Source organism: Klebsiella sp. JN_Kp122, from assembly GCF_040062085.1.
Taxonomy (GTDB): Bacteria; Pseudomonadota; Gammaproteobacteria; order Enterobacterales; family Enterobacteriaceae; genus Klebsiella; species Klebsiella aerogenes.
Map to the genome: position 1 here is coordinate 32,386 of NZ_JBEAHW010000024.1, position 20,591 is coordinate 52,976.

Below are 20,591 nucleotides of genomic sequence, written 5' to 3' on the forward strand. Positions count from 1 at the left end.
CTAGGCCAACTGCCTCCGCTTATCCTCCGACAGCAGGTCGACCGCCTGTTGATAGGAAGCATCCACCAGGTAGTAAATCTGCGAGTCTGGCAGAGAGCCATCGAGGAAAACCGTGCTCCAGTGAGCTTTATTCAGATGCCTGCTGGGGCGAACATCGCGATGTTGTTCGCGCAGCAGCTCGGCAAGCTCCGGGCTGGTCTTTAACGCAACGGCCGGCCGCTTATCCTCCACCTCTTTCACCATGGCGAATAACACATCCGCGACCTTGATTTGCGTCGCTTTCCAGTCGCTATGAACACTTTGCTCCGCGCCCGGCTTCGCCATGCAGTACTGCAGTAGATCCGATATGGTCATTTTTTATTCTCCCATGAGCGTTGCGACAATATGCCGCGAACCGCCGTGAATACGATGCTCCCCCAGCCAGATCCCCTGCCAGGTCCCTAACATGACGTTGCCGTTCTGCACCGGCAACATCAGGGAAACGCCCAGCAGCGATGATTTAATGTGCGAGGGCATATCATCAGGACCTTCATAATCGTGTTCATACGGCGCGTTGTCTGGTACGGCGTTGAGAAAATGCTGTTCCATATCAAAACGCACCGTGGGATCGCAGTTCTCATTCAACGTCAGGGAAGCGGAAGTATGCTGGAGTAACAGATGCAGCAGGCCAACCTTGATATGCGAGAGTTCGCGGATTTGACCAATAATTTCATTGGTTACCAGATGGAAACCACGAGATTTCGGGCCTAATGTCAGGGTTTGCTGATGCCACATAAACGACTCCTGTAATGTGTGAATCCTTCTAAGTTTGCAGCAAGAAGCGAAAAGGTAAAACCTCAAAGGCTGAAATTCGTACAAAAAAAAGACAGCCTGCGGCTGCCTTTTCGTATTCAGATGCGTTGCGTTTCACACGCCTTAATATTCTGAATTCACAATCACCTCTTCCCCCTGCGACCCGGCCATCGGCAAAGGTTTATAGGAGGAGTTTGCCGCACGCAGCACGCGAATTCCTCGCGCATCGGCATCGCGGGCCGCCGAGATATCGTTGTCAGAGTCCCCGTAGAAGACTTTGATATTCTTCTCGCGTAACCACTGAGTTTTCGTGTTCTGGCCGGGCTTATCGCCGGCAAAAATCACCGGGTTCATGTTAGCACCGGGGATCAGGAAATCATCCTGCAGGGTTTTGGAGACGGTCTCAGTTTTGGTCTGGCTGCGGCCGGTGACGAAGTAGATGCTGTCGCCGCGCTTAATATGCATCGCGATCAGCTGGCGGCCCACTTCTTTCGGCATACTGAACTCGTCCCAGCCGTTATTCATCTTTTCCCAGAACTCCGGGTTCTTCAGATAGGCTTCGCTGCCGGGAGAATAGGTTTTTTGCCCGCGCCAGAAACCGGGGCTGGAAAATAACACGGTATCATCGATATCGAAACCCACCGCCATCGGCGCGCGGCCCAGCAGGCTATTTTCGATTTGCGCCACCGATACCCAATGGATCGGCGCCTGTTCGGCGAGTTTCGCAACATTCGTCCCTTCCCAAATGGGCTGTGGAGTGGACGCGCGAGCGACAACGGAGCTATTCAGAGCAAACAACAGACAAGTGGCGCTAATGGCCAAAGTTAACTTACGCATATTTATCCCTATGCCCCTCATGCGCCAGGCCGCTTAGCGGCAACCTGAGTTATTTTGGGTCTAAATAATCGATTCGTTATTATTTTTAATAATGAGTGAGCGCATTAATGCCCCAAGACCTTAACGCCTGACCACATAGATAGAAAGGATTTTCTGCTCAAATGTCATATAAAAAGAGCATGATCACACTTCAGAGGTAATACTACCCTCGCCTTAACGCTGGCGAGGGCAAATTAGTAAGTAAGCACTTACATTACGGCAGCAAACGCCTGGGCGACACGCTGGACGTTACGCGAGTTAAGTCCCGCCACGCACATCCGGCCGCTGGCAATCAGGTAAACGCCAAACTCTTCGCGTAGACGATCTACCTGTGCCGCGCTCAATCCGGTGTAGCTAAACATGCCGCGCTGCTTCAGCAGGTAGTCAAAGTTTTTGCCGGGAACGGCCTCTTTCAGCGCATCCACCAGCGTCTGACGCATCGCCAGGATGCGGGTACGCATAGCTTCCACTTCCGCCAGCCATGAGGCTTTCAGCGCCGGGTCGTTCAATACTGCCGCCACCACCTGCGCGCCAAAATTAGGCGGGCTGGAGTAGTTACGACGCACCGTCGCTTTCAACTGACCCAGCACGCGGCCAGCGGTTTCAGCATCATCGCAGACGATTGACAGGCCGCCGACGCGTTCGCCGTACAACGAGAAGATTTTGGAGAATGAGTTGCTGACCAGCATCGGCAGGCCGGCGCTGGCAATCGCGCGGATAGCGTAGGCATCGTCTTCCATACCGGCGCCAAAGCCCTGATAGGCAATATCGAGGAAAGGAATTAAATTACGTGCTTTCAACACCTTAACAACTTCATCCCACTGTGCGTTGCTCAAATCGGCGCCCGTTGGGTTGTGGCAACATGGATGCAGCAGCACGATATCGCGCTCAGGGAGCGTCTGTAGTTTGGCGAGGAAGGCTTCAAAACGTACGCCGTTGGTCTCATCATCGAACCATGGGTAAGTACTTACTTCGAATCCAGCCCCTTCAAATATGGCGATGTGGTTTTCCCAAGTCGGGTCGCTAACCCATACGCGAGACGGTGGGAAGTAGCGTTTAAGGAAATCGGCGCCAACCTTTAGCGCGCCGGAGCCACCCAGGGTTTGAATTGATGCTACGCGGTTTTGTTTCAGCACCGGATGGTCGGCACCAAATAACAGCGGCGCAATGGCGTGGCGGTAGCTATTGAGACCTTCCATCGGCAGATACAGCGAGGCGCCGTGCGGCTGGGCATTGAGTCGTGCTTCGGCATCCGCCACGGCCTGTAGTTGCGGAATAATGCCGTCTTCGTTGTAGTAAAGACCGATGCTGAGGTTCACTTTGTCACTACGCGGATCTTCTTTGAAACGCTCCATCAAGGAGAGAATGGGGTCGCCGGCGTAGGCGTCAACTTTTTGAAACACGAGATGTATCTCCAGGTTTACGAAAGCAGGTATTTACACAATAAACCGGAAGTTGGGGAAGGTCGAGGGGATGTTGGTAAGTTATCGACAAAGATCGCTGCAAACATGGGCGACGCCGCGCGCCGCCCCTGCTCATTACCCCGATAAGCGTAGCGTAATCGGGGAAATATGCCACTGACCGTAGTTAGTCGAGGTAACGGATAGCCAGCCTGGAGGTCAGGCGAGTGATAAGTTCGTAAGCACTCACTTTCGTTATTTCCGCGATGCGCTCAACGGGGAGCCCTTCTCCCCATAACACAACCGGATCGCCGGCTTGATCCTGCGCCTGAGGGCCGAGGTCAACGCAAATCATATCCATCGCCACGCGGCCGACTATCGGCACTTCGCGGCCGTTGACCAGCACCGGCGTGCCGGAGGGCGCGGCGCGTGGATAGCCATCGCCATAGCCCATCGCCACGACGCCGAGGCGGGTATCGCGCTCGCTAATCCAGGTGCCGCCGTAGCCCACCGGCTCCCCGGCTTTATGCTCGCGCACCGCAATCAGGCTGGAGGTCAGCGACATGACCGGCAGGCAGCCGAAATCCTCACCGGTAGAGTGGTTCTCCAGCGGCGAAACGCCATAGAGAATGATGCCCGGCCGCGCCCAGTCGAAATGCGACTGCGGCCACAGCAGGATCCCGCCCGAGGCGGCAATAGAACGCAGCCCCGGCTTACCTTCGGTAAAGGTGGTGAAAATATCCAGCTGACGCTCGGTCGCGCCGCATTCAGGCTCATCGGCGCGAGCGAAATGGCTGACGATATTCACCGGCTGGCGGACATTTTTGCACCGGCTTAGCCGCTGATAAAACGCTTCGGCCTGTTCCGGCAGTACGCCAAGGCGATGCATACCGGTATCCAGCTTCATCCAGACGGTAACCGGTTCGGCCAGTTCCGCTTGTTCGAGCGCCGCCAGCTGTTCCGGGCTATGTACCACGGTATGCAGGCGCTGCGCGGAAATCAGCGCCAGATCCGCCGCTTCAAAGAAACCTTCCAGCAGCAATATCGGTTGGGTAATACCCCCTTCACGCAGGCGCAGCGCCTCCTCCAGGCGGGCGACGCCGAAGGCATCGGCGTCGGTCAGCGTTCGCGCGGTCTCAAGAAGGCCGTGTCCGTAGGCGTTCGCTTTCACCACCGCAACCAGTTTGCTGGCAGGAGCCAGTTCACGCAGGCGTTGCAGGTTGTGTCGCAGAGCGCGGCGGTTGATAACTACAGTTGCCGCTTGCATTTGAATTCCTTAAAAAAAGACAGACTGAGGTTTACTCATCGTCATACTGAGGGCCGGCATAATTATCGAAACGCGACCACTGGCCGTTAAAGGTCAGTCGTACTGTACCGATCGGGCCGTTACGTTGTTTACCAATGATAATTTCAGCAATACCTTTTAAATCGCTGTTCTCGTGATAAACCTCATCACGGTAGATGAACATGATTAAGTCGGCATCCTGTTCAATAGAGCCGGATTCACGCAGGTCGGAGTTGACCGGGCGTTTATCGGCGCGCTGTTCCAGAGAGCGGTTCAGCTGCGACAGCGCCACCACCGGCACCTGCAACTCTTTTGCCAGCGCCTTCAGCGAGCGGGAGATTTCGGCGATCTCCAGAGTACGGTTGTCGGAGAGCGACGGTACGCGCATCAGCTGCAGGTAGTCGATCATGATAAGGCCGATACCGCCGTGCTCGCGGGCGATACGCCGGGCGCGCGAACGCACTTCCGTCGGCGTCAGGCCGGAGGAATCATCAATATAAATGTTCCGTTTTTCCAGCAAGATACCCATAGTGCCGGAGATACGCGCCCAGTCTTCATCGTCCAGCTGGCCGGTACGGATACGAGTCTGATCGACGCGCGATAGCGAGGCCAGAGAACGCATCATGATCTGCTCGGAGGGCATCTCCAGACTGAAGATTAATACCGGTTTATCCTGCAGCATCGCCGCATTTTCCACGAGGTTCATCGCAAATGTCGTCTTACCCATCGAAGGACGCGCGGCGACGATAATCAGATCCGAAGGCTGTAACCCGGCGGTCTTTTTGTTGAGGTCGTCATAGCCGGTATTCACCCCGGTGACGCCATCGTGCGGCTGTTGGAACAGCTGCTCAATACGGGCGACGGTGGCATCGAGCACATCGGCGATGTTCTTCGGCCCTTCATCTTTGTTGGCGCGGCTTTCGGCAATTTTAAATACCCGCGATTCCGCCAGATCCAGCAGATCCTCGCTGGTGCGCCCCTGGGGGTCGAAACCGGCTTCGGCGATTTCGTTGGCCACCGAAATCATTTCACGCACCACTGCGCGTTCGCGCACGATGTCGGCATAGGCGCTGATGTTCGCCGCGCTTGGCGTATTTTTGGAGAGCTCGGCCAGATAGGCGAAGCCGCCAACGCTATCCAGTTGCCCCTGACGCTCAAGCGATTCGGCGAGGGTGATCAGGTCAATCGGGCTACCTGACTCTTGCAGGCGCGCCATCTCGGTAAAGATATGACGATGCGGACGGGTATAGAAATCTTCCGACACCACCCTTTCGGCGACGTCGTCCCAGCGCTCGTTATCCAGCATTAAACCGCCCAACACCGACTGTTCCGCTTCAATCGAGTGCGGCGGGACTTTCAACCCGGCGAGCTGCGGATCGCGTTCGCGAGGTTCTGTCTGTGGTTTGTTGAAGGGTTTATTTCCTGCCATAGTGAATGGAGTTACCTGTAAATGAGAGACACAAAATTATAAAGGAGTTCACATGGCAACACGAATTGAATTTCCCGCGCATGGAGGCCCCGAGGTGCTGCATGCGGTCGAGTTTACCCCCAACGATCCTGCCGAGCACGAAATCCAGGTAGAAAATAAAGCCATCGGTATCAACTACATCGACACCTACATCCGCAGCGGCCTGTATCCGCCGCCCTCGCTGCCGAGCGGTTTGGGCACCGAAGCCGCCGGTATCGTCAGTAAAATCGGCAGCGGCGTTAAACATATCAAGGTTGGCGATCGGGTGGTGTACGCCCAGGCCGCGCTTGGCGCTTATAGCTCGGTGCATAACGTGCATGCCGATAAAGCGGCAATTTTACCGAATGCGATTTCCTTTGAGCAGGCCGCCGCCTCGTTTCTTAAAGGATTGACGGTATGGTATCTGCTGCGCAAAACCTATGAAATAAAAGCCAACGAGACCTTCCTGTTCCATGCGGCGGCGGGCGGCGTGGGGCTGATTGCCTGCCAATGGGCGAAAGCGCTGGGGGCGAAACTTATCGGCACCGTCGGCAGCGAGCAAAAAGCGCAGCGCGCCCGGCAGGCCGGCGCCTGGGAAACCATTAACTACCGCGAAGAGAATATTGCCGAGCGCGTCAAGGCGCTGACCGGCGGCAAAAAAGTCGCCGTGGTTTACGATTCCGTAGGTAAAGATACCTGGGAGGCCTCGCTCGATTGTCTTCAGCGGCGTGGGCTGATGGTCAGCTTCGGCAATTCATCTGGCCCGGTAACCGGCGTGAATTTGGGTATCCTCAATCAGAAAGGCTCACTCTATGTGACCCGCCCTTCTCTGCAAGGCTACATCACCAACCGGGAAGAGCTAACGGAAGCCAGCAATGAACTGTTTTCGCTGATCGCCAGCGGCGTGATCAAGGTCGATGTCACGGATAATCAGAAATACGCCCTGCGTGACGCCCGGCGCGCGCATGAGATTCTGGAAAGCCGGGTGACCGAGGGGTCGAGCCTGCTGCTGCCGTAACGGGGTGAGATCGCCAGAAAAGTTTAGGGCCTCCTGACGGAGGCCCTGACTTTTTTTGTTCGGCTGTATGTAGGGTACAGCGCGATGAATTCGTTATCGCGCTAATAGTGACAGATTTAATACGCAATGCCTACGCTGTTTTATGCAAAATTACTCAGGTTGTGACATACCGCTCAATACCCAAAATGTTGGCTTAATAGCGCCAGCGATCTTCACGACGATAGCGGGTGGTCGTCGGCGATTTCATCGCCCGAATGACCCATACGACAGCCACCGCCAGCAGCAGCCAGGGTAGCAGTTTAAACATTAATGCGAACAGGCCGCCGAAGAACATCAGCGCCGTGGCGACAACCAGCGCGGCAATAATGCCAAGCAGCGAGATGCCGGTGACCAGCAACATGACAAAAAAGCCAATAACAAATAAGAGTTCCAGCATGGTCTTCTCCCGAAAAAATAACCAGATAGCTGATTAGCTATTTCAAGAGTCATTTTCAAGAATCATGCCAGGTATAACTCATTGAATTAAAACAAAACGCCCTGCAGCAATAGCGCAGGGCGTGGCGAAAAAGACCAGGTTTTAGCGAAAAAATTAACGCTTATCGGCAACCAGCTTCAGCGCGTGCTCCAGCACGTTGATATCGGCGCCCGCTTTGTGGGCGTTTTCGCTGAGATAGCGGCGCCACTGACGCGCGCCGGGGATCCCCTGGAACAATCCCAGCATATGGCGGGTGATATGACCCAGATAGGTACCGTTGCTGAGCTCACGCTCGATATAGGGGTACATTGCGCGCACCACCGCCACCGGATCGGCATCCGCGCCGTCGACGCCGAAAATCTCACGATCCACCGAAGCCAGAATGCCCGGATTTTGATAGGCTTCACGCCCCACCATCACGCCATCCATGTGCTCAAGCTGCAGTTTGGCCTCTGCCAGAGATTTAATTCCGCCGTTAATCGCCATCGTCAGATGCGGAAAATCACGTTTCAGTTGCCAGACGCGCGGATAATCCAGCGGCGGGATTTCACGGTTCTCTTTCGGGCTCAGGCCGGAAAGCCAGGCTTTACGGGCGTGAATGATGAACATTTCACACTCCCCTTTGCCGGAGACGGTCTCAATGAAATCACACAGGAATTCATAGCTATCCCGATCGTCAATGCCAATACGGGTTTTTACCGTTACCGGGATCGACACCACGTCGCGCATCGCTTTGATGCAGTCCGCCACCAGCGCGGCATTACCCATCAGACAAGCGCCAAACATCCCGTTCTGCACGCGGTCAGAGGGGCAGCCGACGTTGAGGTTAATCTCGTCATAGCCGCGCGCTTCGGCAAGCTTTGCGCATTGCGCCAATGCCGCAGGATCGCTACCGCCCAACTGCAGCGCTACCGGATGTTCTTCCTCGCTATAGGCCAGATAGTCGCCTTTACCGTGAATAATCGCGCCGGTGGTGACCATTTCGGTATACAGCAGAGTATGGCGCGACAGCAGACGCAGGAAATAGCGGCAATGTCTGTCGGTCCAATCAAGCATGGGCGCGATAGAAAAACGGTGGGCGGCAAAAGCGGTAGACGTGGATTCTGGCATCATGGCGAATAAATAAGCATCCGGGTAAAAAGGGGCGCTACTATAGCACAAACACAAACCACGGCGCATAGAGTCGAACGCCACGCGCCATGGTCAAAATGTGGCCTATATTTTACGCGGTTTACCGTCGTGCGGGCCAAAGAACTGCGGAGGGTGATCCACCCAACGGTCCTGGCGAGTCGCGGCATAGCCCGGGTTCAGCGGATAGTAAATACGGTTGTGCTTTTTATTCGCCTCGCCAACGACCAGCAGTCGCACCTCCTGCTCGGTATTATTCAGGAAGGTATGACATACGCCAGTTCCCGCCGGAAAGCCGACGCTATCGCCCGGCTCCAGCTTCCATAAATAGCCATTGATCCAGACTTCCGGAAAGCCTTCCAGCACGTAGATGAATTCTTCTTCATCGCTTTCCGCGTGCGGATAAGAGGTTCTGCGTCCCGGCGGTAAACGTTCATGATGGATGCCCAGCCGATTTAGCCGTAGGCCGCGGGCAAGAGGCGCGCCAATAGAAAAAAGCTCGTGACTATCGGGGTAGGTGGAATCATCCGCACCTTCCAGTTCGCGCCAATGTCGAATGCAATCAGGTCGTTTCATCGTTTTCTCCCGAAAATGAGATACATCAGGTATAGCAAAGCTTGCAGGTTCTCGGCGTTTTACCTGGTTCGTGATAAAGTAACAGTTTCAACATCACGCAACCAGAGGATGCTCATGGATAACACCACTTCGCAAGAAATGTTAGCGCAGGCTGAAAAGCTTTGCGTGCAACGTGGCGTACGCCTGACCCCGCAGCGTCTGGAAGTGTTGCGTCTGATGAGCCTGCAGCAAGGGGCGATTAGCGCCTACGATCTGCTGGATCTGCTGCGTGAAAAAGAGCCGCAGGCGAAGCCGCCGACGGTCTATCGCGCGCTGGAGTTTCTGCTGGAGCAAGGTTTTGTGCACAAAGTGGAATCGACCAACAGCTATGTGCTGTGCCACCTTTTCGATCAGCCAACCCACAGTTCGGCGATGTTTATCTGCGATCGCTGCGGCGTGGTCAAAGAAGAGTGTGCGGAAGGCGTAGAGGATATTATGCATACGCTGGCGGCCAGAATGGGCTTCGCTCTACGGCATAATGTGATTGAAGCGCATGGCCTGTGCGCGGCCTGCGTGGAAGTCGAAGCCTGCAGTACTCGCGAACACTGCCATCACGATCATACCATCCAGATTAAAAAGAAAGCCCGCTGAGTCGGGCGACATCAGCGGGAAGCTACGGCATATCACTATGCCGTTAGACAGGCATAAACAGGGGGTCAAAACCGCGTTCGCTACCAGCGCGTATCGTTCTTACGCTCCCAGTCAGACACCTCTTTTTCGGCCTGATCTTTGGCATAGCCGTAGCGTTCCTGAATTTTACCGACCAACTGGTCGCGCTTCCCTTCGATGACCGTCATATCGTCATCGGTCAGCTTACCCCACTGTTCCTTGGCTTTACCTTTCAACTGTTTCCAGTTACCGCTGATTTCGTCTTTATTCATCATTACGTCCTCATCATTCGGTGGGTTAACAGCCCGTTTTGTTCCGGACATGGTAATAACTATAGATGACAATGCTGGTACCGATTCGTTATTCGGAATTTTTAACCATCAGGTCGATTGAAAACGCTGGGGGATTTTCCCGGCTCGCGCTACGCTGAGCCGGGCTTTTTACATTCAGGAGGGTGAGTTAAACCAGGTGCCACGCTGCCAGTGGCGGCGCCAGATGAGCGCCAGCGAAAGCCCACGCAAAGCCAGGAACACGGCCAGCGCCAGCCACAGGCCGTGATTGCCGAGCATGGGCACAGAGAGCAACGTCACCGCAAACCCCGCAGCGGCTACCGCCATGCTATTACGCATCTCCGCGCCGCGCGTCGCGCCGATAAACATGCCATCCAGCAGATAACACCAAACGCCAATCACCGGTAGGATCATCTGCCAGAACAGATAGCGGTCGGCCAGCTGCTGCAATGATGGGATAGAGGTCAATAGCGCGATGATATGCTCACCGGCCACGCTGTAGATTAACGCAAACGCCAGCGCTACCATTCCCGACTGCCGACAGGCCGCGCGCCAGACTTCCAGCAGTTGGCTACCGTCACGCGCGCCGTAGGCTTGCCCGGAATGAGCTTCGACGGCATAGGCAAAACCGTCCAGCGCGTATGCGGTAAAGGTCAGCATGGTCATCAGTACCGCATTGACCGCCACCACGTCGCTGCCAAGACGGGCGCCGAAGACGGTGATGGCGCCAAAGCAGAGCTGCAGCAGCAGCGAGCGCAGCATGATGTCGCGGTTAAGCGCCAGCAGGCGCCGCATATTGCCGCGCCACGCCTCCTTCAACATGGCAAACGTCACGCCACGCAGCGCCAGCACCCGTTTCGCCATCAGCAGGCCGATGATAAAGGTGGCGTATTCCGACAGCGCCGTCGCCAGCGCCGCCCCCTGCACGTTCATATGCAGCCCCATCACCAGCCACAGATCGAGCACGATATTCAGCACGTTGCCGACCACCAGCAGGATGACCGGGGCGCGAGCGTACTGCACGCCAAGCAGCCACCCTAACAGCACCAGGTTGGCCAACGACGCCGGGGCGCTGAGCCAGCGGATTTCCAGGAACCGCCTGGCCTGTTCCAGTACCGCCTCGCTCCCGCCGACGATATGCAGCGCGAGGTCAATAAGCGGCATGCGGAACAGAACGATGAGCAGCCCGGCGGCCAGCGCCAGGATCAGCGGTTGCACCAGCGCGCGCGCCAGGCGCTGCGGATCTTTGGCGCCATAGGCCTGAGCGGTTAAGCCAGTGGTGCTCATTCGCAGGAACAGCAGCAGCATAAAGAGGAAACTGGTCGCCGTCGCGCCGACGGCGACGCCGCCAAGATAGACGGGGCTATCGAGATGACCGACAACGGCGGTATCGACCAGCCCTAACAGCGGAACGGTGATATTGGAGAAAATCATTGGTAGCGCGAGGCGCCACAGTGCTTTATCGGCGGCGTTGAGCAGCATGAAGAGGGACCAGACAGAGGAGGAACATCGCAGCGTCATGTATCATGATGACGCTGCGTTAAGACGGGAGTTACAGCCACTCACCGTTACGGATCACGCCGACGGCCAAACCTTCAATGGTGAAGCTCTGCTGGCGCAGATCGACGACGATCGGGGAAAACTCATTGTTTTCCGGCAGCAGTTCAACGACGTTGCCCTGCTTTTTCAGACGCTTAACAGTCACTTCTTCATCGATACGCGCGACAACCACCTGCCCGTTACGCACGTCCTGAGTTTTATGCACCGCCAGCAGATCGCCGTCGAGGATACCGATGTCTTTCATCGACATCCCGCTTACGCGCAGCAGGAAGTCGGCATTCGGTTTAAACATCGCCGGATCAACCTGGTAGTGACCTTCAATATGCTGCTGCGCCAGCAGCGGCTCGCCGGCGGCAACGCGGCCAATCAGCGGCAGGCCATGTTCTTCTTCCGTCAGCAGACGAATGCCGCGGGAAGCGCCGGAGACGATTTCAATCGCGCCTTTACGCGCCAGCGCTTTGAGGTGTTCTTCCGCCGCGTTTGGGGAACGGAACCCCAAGCGCTGAGCAATTTCCGCACGCGTCGGCGGCATGCCCGTTTGGCTGATGTGATCCCGGATGAGATCAAACACCTCTTGCTGCCTGGTCGTTAACGCTTTCATTCCGCCCCCTGGGTGTATATACAGTTATGCTGTGAGTATATACAGCTAATGGTGATTTTGGAACCACATATCATATAAAAATCAGGAGATTCTTTCCGTTTTGCGAGCGTTGCCGACAAGACTTAGCGGTAATGCGACCACAGCAGCATGGCCCAGGTGATCAGCGCGATGATTATCGCCAGCAGCACCGCTGCCGACCCCATATCCTTGGCGCGCCCGGAAAGTTCATGGTGTTCAGGCCCGATACGATCAACCACCGCTTCAATCGCGCTGTTAAGTATTTCGACTATCATCACTAACAGGACCGAGCCAATAAGCAGGACTCGCGTAATGACATCGACATCCAGCCAGCAAGCTATCGCCACGGCCACAATAGCGGCGACCCCTTCCTGACGGAAAGCGGCTTCATTAACCCATGCCGCACGGAAACCTTTCCAGGAATAACCTGCTGCTTTAATGATTCTGGTTAACCCAGTGGTATTATTGGCCATCAAAAAGAACCTTTTAATGTAAATGACGTCGACGAGTGTACGTGTTTGCCGTGCGACAACGGAAATTTTGTACGCTTTCTGTTATTCTTGCCGCGCATTTGCATGATTAACCAGAGGCTTCACATCGTTTATGTCCGGCTGGCAACGAATTTACTATAAATTACTGAATTTACCATTACGGGTGCTGGTAAAAAGCAAGTCTATTCCGGCAGAACCTGCTCAGGAATTAGGGCTCGATACCTCGCGTCCGATAATGTACGTCTTGCCTTATAACTCCAAGGCGGACCTGCTGACCCTGCGCGCCCAGTGCCTGGCGCATGATTTACCCGACCCTTTTGAACCGCTGGAAATCGACGGCACACTGCTGCCGCGCTACGTTTTCATCCACGGCGGCCCGCGCGTGTTTACTTACTACACGCCGAAAGAAGAGTCCATCAAGCTGTTCCACGACTACCTGGATCTGCACCGTAACCATCCCGACCTCGACGTGCAAATGGTACCGGTGTCGGTCATGTTCGGCCGCGCGCCGGGTCGTGAAAAAGGCGAAGAGAATCCGCCGCTGCGGATGCTTAACGGTATTCAGAAATTCTTCGCCGTCTCCTGGCTTGGCCGCGATAGCTTCGTGCGTTTCTCGCCGTCGGTCTCTCTGCGCCGCATGGCGGATGAGCACGGGACCGATAAAATCATCGCTCAGAAGCTGGCCCGCGTGGCGCGTATGCACTTCGCCCGTCAACGTCTGGCCGCCGTCGGCCCGCGCCTCCCTGCCCGCCAGGATCTCTTCAACAAGCTGCTGGCGTCGAAAGCTATCGCCCGCGCGGTAGAAGATGAAGCGCGCAGCAAGAAGATATCTCACGAGAAGGCCCAGCAGAACGCCATTGCGCTGATGGAAGAGATTGCCGCTAACTTCTCTTATGAAATGATCCGCCTGACTGACCGTATTCTGGGCTTTACCTGGAACCGTCTGTACCAGGGGATTAACGTGCACAATGCCGAGCGCGTACGCCAGCTGGCGCATGACGGCCATGAGATTGTCTATGTGCCTTGTCACCGTAGTCACATGGACTACCTGCTGCTCTCCTATGTGCTCTATCATCAGGGTCTGGTGCCGCCGCATATCGCTGCCGGCATAAACCTCAACTTCTGGCCGGCTGGGCCGATTTTCCGCCGCCTGGGCGCTTTCTTTATTCGTCGTACTTTTAAGGGCAACAAGCTCTACTCCACGGTATTCCGCGAATATCTTGGCGAGCTGTTCAGCCGTGGTTATTCGGTGGAATACTTTGTCGAAGGCGGGCGTTCCCGTACCGGCCGTCTGCTGGATCCGAAAACCGGCACCCTGTCGATGACTATCCAGGCGATGCTGCGCGGCGGTAGCCGCCCCATCACGCTGGTGCCGATTTATATCGGCTACGAGCACGTGATGGAAGTGGGTACCTACGCCAAAGAGCTGCGCGGCGCGACAAAAGAAAAAGAGAGCCTGCCGCAGATGATGCGCGGCCTCAGTAAGCTGCGTAATCTTGGCCAGGGCTACGTTAACTTCGGTGAACCGCTGCCGCTGATGACCTATCTCAATCAGCACGTGCCGGAATGGCGCGAAGCCATCGATCCTATCGAAGCCGTCCGCCCTTCCTGGCTGACGCCGACGGTGAATAATATCGCCGCCGACCTGATGGTGCGCATCAACAATGCCGGGGCAGCTAACGCCATGAACCTGTGCTGTACGGCGCTTCTGGCGTCACGTCAGCGTTCTTTGACCCGTGAGCAACTAACCCAACAGTTGGATTGCTACCTCGACCTGCTGCGTAACGTGCCGTACTCCACCGATTCGACCGCGCCGACGGCTTCCGCCAGCGAGCTTATCGACCACGCGCTGCAGATGAACAAGTTCGAAGTCGAGAAAGACACCATCGGCGATATCATCATCCTGCCGCGCGAGCAGGCGGTGCTGATGACCTACTATCGCAACAACATCGCCCATATGCTGGTGATGCCATCGCTGCTGGCCGCTATCGTGACCCAGCATCGCCGCATCTCCCGTAGCGAAGTGCTGCGTCATGTCGAGATGTTCTATCCGTTCCTGAAAGCCGAACTGTTCCTGCGCTGGGAAAAAGAAGAACTGGCGGGCGTTATCGATGCGCTGATGGCAGAGATGCAGCGTCAGGGGCTGGTGGTGCTGAATGGCGATGAGATGAGCGTCAATCCGGCTCACTCTCGTTCCCTGCAGCTGCTGGCCGCCGGCGCGCGTGAGACGTTACAGCGCTACGCGATTACCTTCTGGCTGCTGAGCGCCAACCCGTCCATCAACCGCAGTACGCTGGAGAAAGAAAGCCGCACCATGGCGCAGCGTCTGTCGGTACTGCATGGTATCAATGCGCCGGAGTTCTTCGATAAGGCGGTGTTCAGTACCCTCGTGCTGACCCTGCGTGACGAAGGCTACATCAGCGATACTGGCGATGCCGAGCCGGCAGAGACCCTGAAGGTCTACCAGATGCTGGCGGATTTGATTACGTCGGATGTACGTTTGACGATTGAAAGCGCCGCTCAGGACGACGCATAACGTTGCGGCTTCTGTTCCCCGGCTCGCGGCGCGAGTCGGGGAACAGAAGGATTTACTGCAGGTAACTCATCGCCAGACCGAGAAACAGCACCAGCCCAACGTAGTTATTATTCATAAACGCTTTGAAGCAGTTATCGCGTTCGCGCTTGAAGATAAGTTTCTGCTGCCAGACAAACAGTCCTGCCGCGATAAACAGCGACCAGTAAAACGCCCAGTTCAGCCCATTCAGCCAGCCTACAGCCCCCATCAATACCAGCACGGCAACCTGCAGAATACCGATAATCAAACGATCGTTTTCGCCGAACAGAATCGCCGTCGACTTAATGCCGATTTTGACATCATCGTCGCGATCGACCATCGCGTACTGGGTGTCGTAGGCTACCGCCCACAGAATATTGGCGAGGAACATCAGCCAGCAGCTGAGCGGCAGCGCTTCACTTACCGCCGAGAACGCCATCGGGATCGACCAACCAAAGGCCGCGCCCAGCACCACCTGCGGCAGATGGGTGTAGCGCTTCATAAAGGGGTAGACCCAGGCCAGCGCCAGCGCCGCGACCGACAGCAGGATGGTCATGGTATTGAGCGTCAGCACCAACAGGAAGGAGAGCCCCACCAGCACCGCGAATAATATGCGCGCTTCTTTTTCCGTGACCTCGCCGCTTGGTAACGGCCGGCGAGCCGTACGCTTAACGTGACCATCAAATTTACGGTCGGCATAGTCATTCACGACGCAGCCGGCGGCGCGCATCAACCAGACGCCAGCGACAAATACCGCCAGAATCCACAGCGGCGGTACCCCGGGTGAAGCCACCCATAACGCCCACAGCGTCGGCCACAGCAGCAATAGCGCGCCGATTGGTTTGTCAGTACGCATCAGGCGGTGAAACGCCAACAGCTTATTCTGCGTCAGACTCCACTCCATTTTCTCTTCCTCTTAATACAATGGCGATGCAGGCAGAAAAAGCTCTGTCAGCAGCAGCGGTTTGCCGCTCAGCCGGAGACGGGAACGTCGCCCCCACAGCTGTGCACTACGGCCAATCTCAATAAAATCACGGGTTAACGTCGACGACGTAAACAGATACCGACCCAGCGGCGTCTGCCCCAACTGCTGCAGGGCTAATTCCGGGCCGCATAGCGTCGATTCCGGCACGAGAGTACGACCGGCAAGCCAGGGTTCGCCATCGGCGCAAAGAATGATCTCCCGCAGCCAATACCGCGCCTCTTCCGGCAGCAGGGCTTCTTCGCCCGCCAGCGCGTCGCGCCCGACGAAACCTTCGTTAATCATGGTCACGGTGACCTTTTTCCCTTGTTGCTCAAAGCGTTTGGTCATTGAGTCTTCCAGCAACAGCCAGTCGCGCAGCGGCGCGTCCAGCTCGGGTATGGCGGCAAAATAGCGCAGCGCACGCAGTTGCGTAAGCGCAGGATGTGGCATGCCTGATTCTCCGGTACAAAACGTGCAGGCATTGTATCGCAGAATAGCGTTTTGAGGGCGGGCAAACGTCAATATACGATCATCCGCGCAACAGGCATGCAACAGTTGCCGCTGCGCGAGAAAAAAAAGTGCGTCCAGGCGGACGCACCTAAAGGCTGTGCCTAAACATCAGCATTGTGGGGAGACGGTCACCCCTTGCCTTTTACACTGCTGATAAAGGTGGAACGAGCAGATTTCGAGCCGAGGCGTTCAGCTTCGTTCATCAATTTCAGGGCTTTGTCGATATCACCTTGCTTCACCGCCTGCTTAATACCGTTGTTGAAGTAGGTTTCGGTATCGTCAAGCATCGGTTCGCTTTTGGCTGCTGGGGCTGGCGCGGCTACCGGCGCAGCGGCCGGGGCGTTATAGACCGGCGCCGCGGTATTGCCGACGGTCACCGGGCCCGGGCCGGAGGAGCCGAACAGCGGGCCCACCAGCACGCTGGAACTCGAAGACGTTTTCACCTTCAGGCTCAAGGTGCCGTCAGTGGTATGTTTGGCGATCGGATCCGGAATGTCCGGCACCGCGTTACCGGTGCCTTTCGCGTAGGCTTTCGCCGGGTCGATTAATTTGGTGGTCTGCTGCAGATCCTGCGGAGTGGTAAACACCAGCACATAAATTTTCTGCTGTCCCAGCGCCGGCGTCAGGCGCATTACCCCTTCCAGGCGGTCGGCGCTCATCACGCCCGGCTCCAGATAAGTGAAATAGCTGCTCGGGAAGAAGGCGGACGGCGTCATGCTCTGATCGAGGATCAGGACATTTGGCGCGTAGACGCTAGTCTGTTTGTCGACTTCACTGGTCAGCGTCAGGGTTAACTCGCCGATATTGGCCGGTACGCTATAGGCCACCACCGGCCCGGCGATACCGGGGACATTCAGCGTTTGACCGGCGATCGCCACTTTAGAGGTTTGGGTTTTCGATTGATCGACCGGCGTCCAGGTCAACTGCTGCAGCGAGGAAGCCGGGATTGACGGCGCGGCAGAGGTATTCTGCGGCACGAAATTGACATCAGCAAAACTGACTGCGGGTACGCTGGCCAGCAGGCCGGCGGACAGGCAGAGGGCAACGAGACTTTTCTTCATATTCATTGTTATCACCTCAATTCCTATGGCCGAGCGTTAGCCAGGCAATAGCGCGCTGGGCCGAAAACAGAGGGGCTGATGCCCCTCTTTTACTCATCATGATGCGGATAGCATTACCACCAGATTTCCATCTGGGCGCCGAAGGTCCACTCATCGTCGTCGCCGCGGCTGGAAGTGTTGATACCGGTACCAGAGGTATCGCGCATGGCGACGCCGCTATCGGTGTAACCCCACTTCTCATCCCACTTCGCGTAGGTGGCGAACAGACGAATTGCCGGACGGGACCAGATGCTGTCGCCCGCCTGCCACTGTTGCGCCAGGGTGATTTTGTACTGGTTGTTGCTGTCGCCGGTTTTCTGCGATTTGACGTTGTCGTAGCCGACTTCCAGCAGGGTGCTCATGATCGGCGTCCATTTGTACATAGGACGTACGCCGACGGTCCACCATTTGGTACCGTTGTTGTTGTCCAGGTTGACGTCCTGGTACATGGCGACGTACATCATGTCCCAATCGTCCGCCAGAGAGACCGCGCCGTGGTCAAGCACACGCCACATGGAACCATCGTTATTAATGCTGCCGCCCTGCGGTACGCCTTTGCCGTTGGAGGTCATGGCGTCGGTCGCGTACTGCAGAACAAATTTGTTGTAGCCTTTCAGGATGCTCTGGGTATGTTCAGCGGTGAACATCCAGCCATCTTTTGATGCATCCGGCTGCAGGTAGTAGTCATCCGGCACGTTGGTGTGACCATAGTCCACGCCCAGCTCCAGCGTACCGCCTGGGTTGGTTTCCATCTGCGCTAAACGCACATCGAAGACGTCGTTCGGTACCAGATGATCATAAACGCGTTCGCCAGTCAGCGGATCGCGGTCAGCATAGGTTGCCGAGCCGCCGGATTCAGAAGAACGAGTGGCGGCCAGAGAGAGTTTACCGAAGCCCAGATCGATGTTTTCGATACCGGCGCCAGGACCGGATATATCCCAGTAGTAGAAGTCGATCATGTGAACGTCATGACGCTGATAGAAGCGCTTACCGGCCCACAGGGTTGAACCCGGCAGCCAGTCGATCAGGTTTTTACCCTGCACGTTAACTTCACGGAAGGCCGGGCTGGTAGATTCCCAGTCGTTCTGCTGCGATACCGAGTAGGCAACGTTGGTATCGAAGTAGAAGCTCTTATCGCCCTCTTTCCACACTTCCTGGCCCAGTTTCAGTTCAGCGTAAGTTTCACATTCGTTACCGAGACGGTATTTACTTTGAGCGCCAGTGGCCTGGAAGCACTGCTGTTCGCCGCCGCTGCCGGTCCAGCCAATACCGGAACGCGCGTAGCCGTGGAAATCGACAGCCAGCGCCTGGGCAGACATCACGCCCGCCGCAACGGCTACCGCCAGTGGAAGTTTGCGCAGAGTAATCATCATTCTATCTCCTGAGATCATTGCTTTTCTTTGAACACTTCCCCGTCGGCCGCCGCATGGTTGGCTGCGCGCTGGGTTCGCGTCTTCTTTTAATGGGGAACCTTATACGCCTGGCTCTTTATGCAACCGACGACAAGCGGTGCCATCCTCACGGAATAAATGGCAGCGCTCCGGCGGCAAACCGATGGCGAATGTGGCTCCCTCTTCTACCAACACCACGTCATTCTGGCGGTACACCAGGTTCTGACGGATGGCGGGGATCTGGATATGAATTTGCGTTTCGTGACCAAGCTGTTCGACCACCTGCACTTCGCCCTCAAGGGTGACATCGGCGATGTCGCTCGGCAGCAGGTGTTCCGGGCGGATACCCAAAGACATATTGGCGCCGACCTGAACGTGGGCGCTGTCTACCGGCAGCCAGACCTGCTGGCGGTTCGGTAGTTCGACCTGTACCTGTTCAATGGCGGTCGCGGTGACTTTGACCGGCAGGAAGTTCATCTTCGGCGAACCGATAAAGCCCGCGACAAAGCGGTCTGCCGGGTAGTGATAGAGTTCCAGCGGTTTTCCGACCTGCGCGACGCGGCCGGCGTCCAGCACGACGATTTTGTCGGCCAGGGTCATGGCTTCCACCTGATCGTGGGTGACGTAAATCATCGTGCGACCGAGGCGCTTATGCAGACGGGAGATTTCGATACGCATCTGCACGCGCAGCGCGGCATCGAGGTTGGACAGGGGTTCATCAAGCAGGAAAACCCGCGGCTCGGCGACCAGGGTACGGCCGATGGCCACGCGCTGACGCTGGCCGCCGGAGAGCGCTTTCGGCTTACGCTCCAGCAGGTGCGCCAGCTGTAAGACCTCAGCGACCTGGGTCACGCGCTGGTTAATCACCTCTTTTTTCGCCCCGGCCAGCTTCAGGCCAAAAGACATATTTTCGGCAACGGAAAGGTGGGGATAGAGCGCATATGACTGGAATACCATGCCGATGCCGCGCTCGGCGGGCGGCACGTCGTTCATTCGGGTATCGCCAATAAACAGATCGCCGCTGGTGACCGTTTCCAGTCCGGCGATCATACGCAGCAGGGTGGATTTGCCGCAGCCCGACGGTCCTACAAACACGACGAACTCCCCATCCTGGATCTCGAGATTGATATCTTTAGATACCACCACGTCGCCCCAGGCTTTCGTTACATTTCGTAGCTGTACGCTCGCCATGCCCTTCTCCCTTCGTTACAACCTGTCACTTAAAGACACATTCAAGATGGGCTGACTATGCGGCATTCATTACGTTGGCAAATCCTCCACCCCCCGGGTTTTTGATGGGGGAGGAGACGGGAGGATGAGAAACCGCCTCTCGCCGCCGGAAGTTCCCGGCACAACGTCATTTCGTGATCGAAGCGACAAAAACGGTGACTTTTTTATGTGCTCCAGGGCCCATTACCGGCATTTCTGCAATACGGATCACATAAACGGCGGGCGGGGCGTAGACAT

General features: G+C 56.3%; 21 protein-coding genes. 3 read left to right on the forward strand and 18 right to left on the reverse strand.

From position 1 onward, the window contains the following. From ABLU78_RS11350 to dnaB, 6 genes are all read right to left on the reverse strand, one after another. Nucleotides 1-354, reverse strand: coding sequence for an MmcQ/YjbR family DNA-binding protein (locus ABLU78_RS11350; RefSeq protein WP_020079872.1), 354 nt, complete (start codon nucleotides 352-354; stop codon nucleotides 1-3). A gap of 3 nt (nucleotides 355-357) precedes the next feature. Next, the gene (locus tag ABLU78_RS11355) at nucleotides 358-774 is read right to left on the reverse strand and encodes a secondary thiamine-phosphate synthase enzyme YjbQ (protein WP_015368751.1); all 417 of its coding nucleotides are present in this window, start codon (nucleotides 772-774) and stop codon (nucleotides 358-360) included. 141 nt (nucleotides 775-915) lie between these two features. Further along, nucleotides 916-1,629 carry an acid phosphatase AphA gene (aphA, locus tag ABLU78_RS11360; RefSeq protein WP_015368752.1) on the reverse strand — a complete coding sequence of 238 codons (714 nt, stop codon included), beginning with the start codon at nucleotides 1,627-1,629 and terminating at the stop codon, nucleotides 916-918. Between the two features lie 248 nt (nucleotides 1,630-1,877). Next, nucleotides 1,878-3,071, reverse strand: coding sequence for an aromatic amino acid transaminase (gene tyrB / locus ABLU78_RS11365; protein ID WP_048229779.1), 1,194 nt, complete (start codon nucleotides 3,069-3,071; stop codon nucleotides 1,878-1,880). Nucleotides 3,072-3,255: 184 nt separating this feature from the next. After that, complete coding sequence (gene alr / locus ABLU78_RS11370) at nucleotides 3,256-4,335, reverse strand: alanine racemase (RefSeq protein ID WP_015704045.1); 1,080 nt, start codon at nucleotides 4,333-4,335, stop codon at nucleotides 3,256-3,258. Nucleotides 4,336-4,366: 31 nt separating this feature from the next. Continuing rightward, nucleotides 4,367-5,782, reverse strand: a complete 1,416-nt coding sequence (gene dnaB / locus ABLU78_RS11375; protein WP_015368755.1) for a replicative DNA helicase — start codon at nucleotides 5,780-5,782, stop codon at nucleotides 4,367-4,369. Between the two features lie 52 nt (nucleotides 5,783-5,834). Between dnaB and ABLU78_RS11380 the strand changes: the two genes are divergently transcribed. Next, nucleotides 5,835-6,818: a quinone oxidoreductase gene (locus tag ABLU78_RS11380; RefSeq protein ID WP_047052938.1), complete on the forward strand. Its 984-nt coding sequence runs from the start codon at nucleotides 5,835-5,837 to the stop codon at nucleotides 6,816-6,818. 193 nt (nucleotides 6,819-7,011) lie between these two features. Here ABLU78_RS11380 and pspG read toward each other — a convergent pair whose 3' ends face one another. The 3 genes from pspG to ABLU78_RS11395 form a co-directional block, all read right to left on the reverse strand. Further along, on the reverse strand, nucleotides 7,012-7,254 hold the full coding sequence (gene pspG, locus ABLU78_RS11385) for an envelope stress response protein PspG (RefSeq protein WP_015368757.1): 243 nt from the start codon (nucleotides 7,252-7,254) through the stop codon (nucleotides 7,012-7,014). A 153-nt stretch (nucleotides 7,255-7,407) separates the two neighbouring features. After that, on the reverse strand, nucleotides 7,408-8,406 hold the full coding sequence (dusA, locus tag ABLU78_RS11390) for a tRNA dihydrouridine(20/20a) synthase DusA (RefSeq protein WP_020079874.1): 999 nt from the start codon (nucleotides 8,404-8,406) through the stop codon (nucleotides 7,408-7,410). Between the two features lie 102 nt (nucleotides 8,407-8,508). Further along, on the reverse strand, nucleotides 8,509-8,997 hold the full coding sequence (locus ABLU78_RS11395) for a cupin domain-containing protein (RefSeq protein WP_015368759.1): 489 nt from the start codon (nucleotides 8,995-8,997) through the stop codon (nucleotides 8,509-8,511). Between the two features lie 114 nt (nucleotides 8,998-9,111). Between ABLU78_RS11395 and zur the strand changes: the two genes are divergently transcribed. After that, nucleotides 9,112-9,627, forward strand: coding sequence for a zinc uptake transcriptional repressor Zur (zur, locus tag ABLU78_RS11400; protein ID WP_015368760.1), 516 nt, complete (start codon nucleotides 9,112-9,114; stop codon nucleotides 9,625-9,627). Nucleotides 9,628-9,707: 80 nt separating this feature from the next. Here the strand turns inward: zur and ABLU78_RS11405 are convergent, their stop codons facing one another. The 4 genes from ABLU78_RS11405 to ABLU78_RS11420 all read right to left on the reverse strand — a co-directional run bounded on the left by ABLU78_RS11405 (nucleotide 9,708) and on the right by ABLU78_RS11420 (nucleotide 12,587). After that, nucleotides 9,708-9,917, reverse strand: a complete 210-nt coding sequence (locus ABLU78_RS11405) for a CsbD family protein (protein ID WP_015704042.1) — start codon at nucleotides 9,915-9,917, stop codon at nucleotides 9,708-9,710. A 174-nt stretch (nucleotides 9,918-10,091) separates the two neighbouring features. After that, nucleotides 10,092-11,417 (reverse strand): MATE family efflux transporter DinF, encoded by a 1,326-nt coding sequence (dinF, locus tag ABLU78_RS11410; RefSeq protein WP_020079875.1) that lies wholly within the window; start codon nucleotides 11,415-11,417, stop codon nucleotides 10,092-10,094. Nucleotides 11,418-11,487: 70 nt separating this feature from the next. Next, on the reverse strand, nucleotides 11,488-12,096 hold the full coding sequence (gene lexA / locus ABLU78_RS11415) for a transcriptional repressor LexA (protein ID WP_015368763.1): 609 nt from the start codon (nucleotides 12,094-12,096) through the stop codon (nucleotides 11,488-11,490). A 122-nt stretch (nucleotides 12,097-12,218) separates the two neighbouring features. Then, nucleotides 12,219-12,587: a diacylglycerol kinase gene (locus tag ABLU78_RS11420; RefSeq protein ID WP_015368764.1), complete on the reverse strand. Its 369-nt coding sequence runs from the start codon at nucleotides 12,585-12,587 to the stop codon at nucleotides 12,219-12,221. A 130-nt stretch (nucleotides 12,588-12,717) separates the two neighbouring features. Here ABLU78_RS11420 and plsB point away from each other — a divergent pair, with 130 nt between their 5' ends. Beyond that, nucleotides 12,718-15,141, forward strand: coding sequence for a glycerol-3-phosphate 1-O-acyltransferase PlsB (gene plsB / locus ABLU78_RS11425; RefSeq protein WP_015368765.1), 2,424 nt, complete (start codon nucleotides 12,718-12,720; stop codon nucleotides 15,139-15,141). A 52-nt stretch (nucleotides 15,142-15,193) separates the two neighbouring features. On the opposite strand, the gene ubiA is transcribed toward plsB, so the two are convergent. From ubiA to malK, 5 genes are all read right to left on the reverse strand, one after another. Beyond that, nucleotides 15,194-16,063: a 4-hydroxybenzoate octaprenyltransferase gene (gene ubiA, locus ABLU78_RS11430; RefSeq protein ID WP_015368766.1), complete on the reverse strand. Its 870-nt coding sequence runs from the start codon at nucleotides 16,061-16,063 to the stop codon at nucleotides 15,194-15,196. Nucleotides 16,064-16,075: 12 nt separating this feature from the next. Further along, the gene (ubiC, locus tag ABLU78_RS11435) at nucleotides 16,076-16,573 is read right to left on the reverse strand and encodes a chorismate lyase (RefSeq protein WP_015704038.1); all 498 of its coding nucleotides are present in this window, start codon (nucleotides 16,571-16,573) and stop codon (nucleotides 16,076-16,078) included. A 188-nt stretch (nucleotides 16,574-16,761) separates the two neighbouring features. Further along, entirely contained in the window at nucleotides 16,762-17,700 is a 939-nt protein-coding gene (malM, locus tag ABLU78_RS11440; protein ID WP_015368768.1) for a maltose operon protein MalM, read from the reverse strand. A 107-nt stretch (nucleotides 17,701-17,807) separates the two neighbouring features. After that, the gene (locus ABLU78_RS11445) at nucleotides 17,808-19,106 is read right to left on the reverse strand and encodes a maltoporin (protein WP_015704036.1); all 1,299 of its coding nucleotides are present in this window, start codon (nucleotides 19,104-19,106) and stop codon (nucleotides 17,808-17,810) included. Nucleotides 19,107-19,205: 99 nt separating this feature from the next. After that, complete coding sequence (gene malK, locus ABLU78_RS11450; RefSeq protein ID WP_015368770.1) at nucleotides 19,206-20,315, reverse strand: maltose/maltodextrin ABC transporter ATP-binding protein MalK; 1,110 nt, start codon at nucleotides 20,313-20,315, stop codon at nucleotides 19,206-19,208. Nucleotides 20,316-20,591 lie beyond the last annotated feature (276 nt).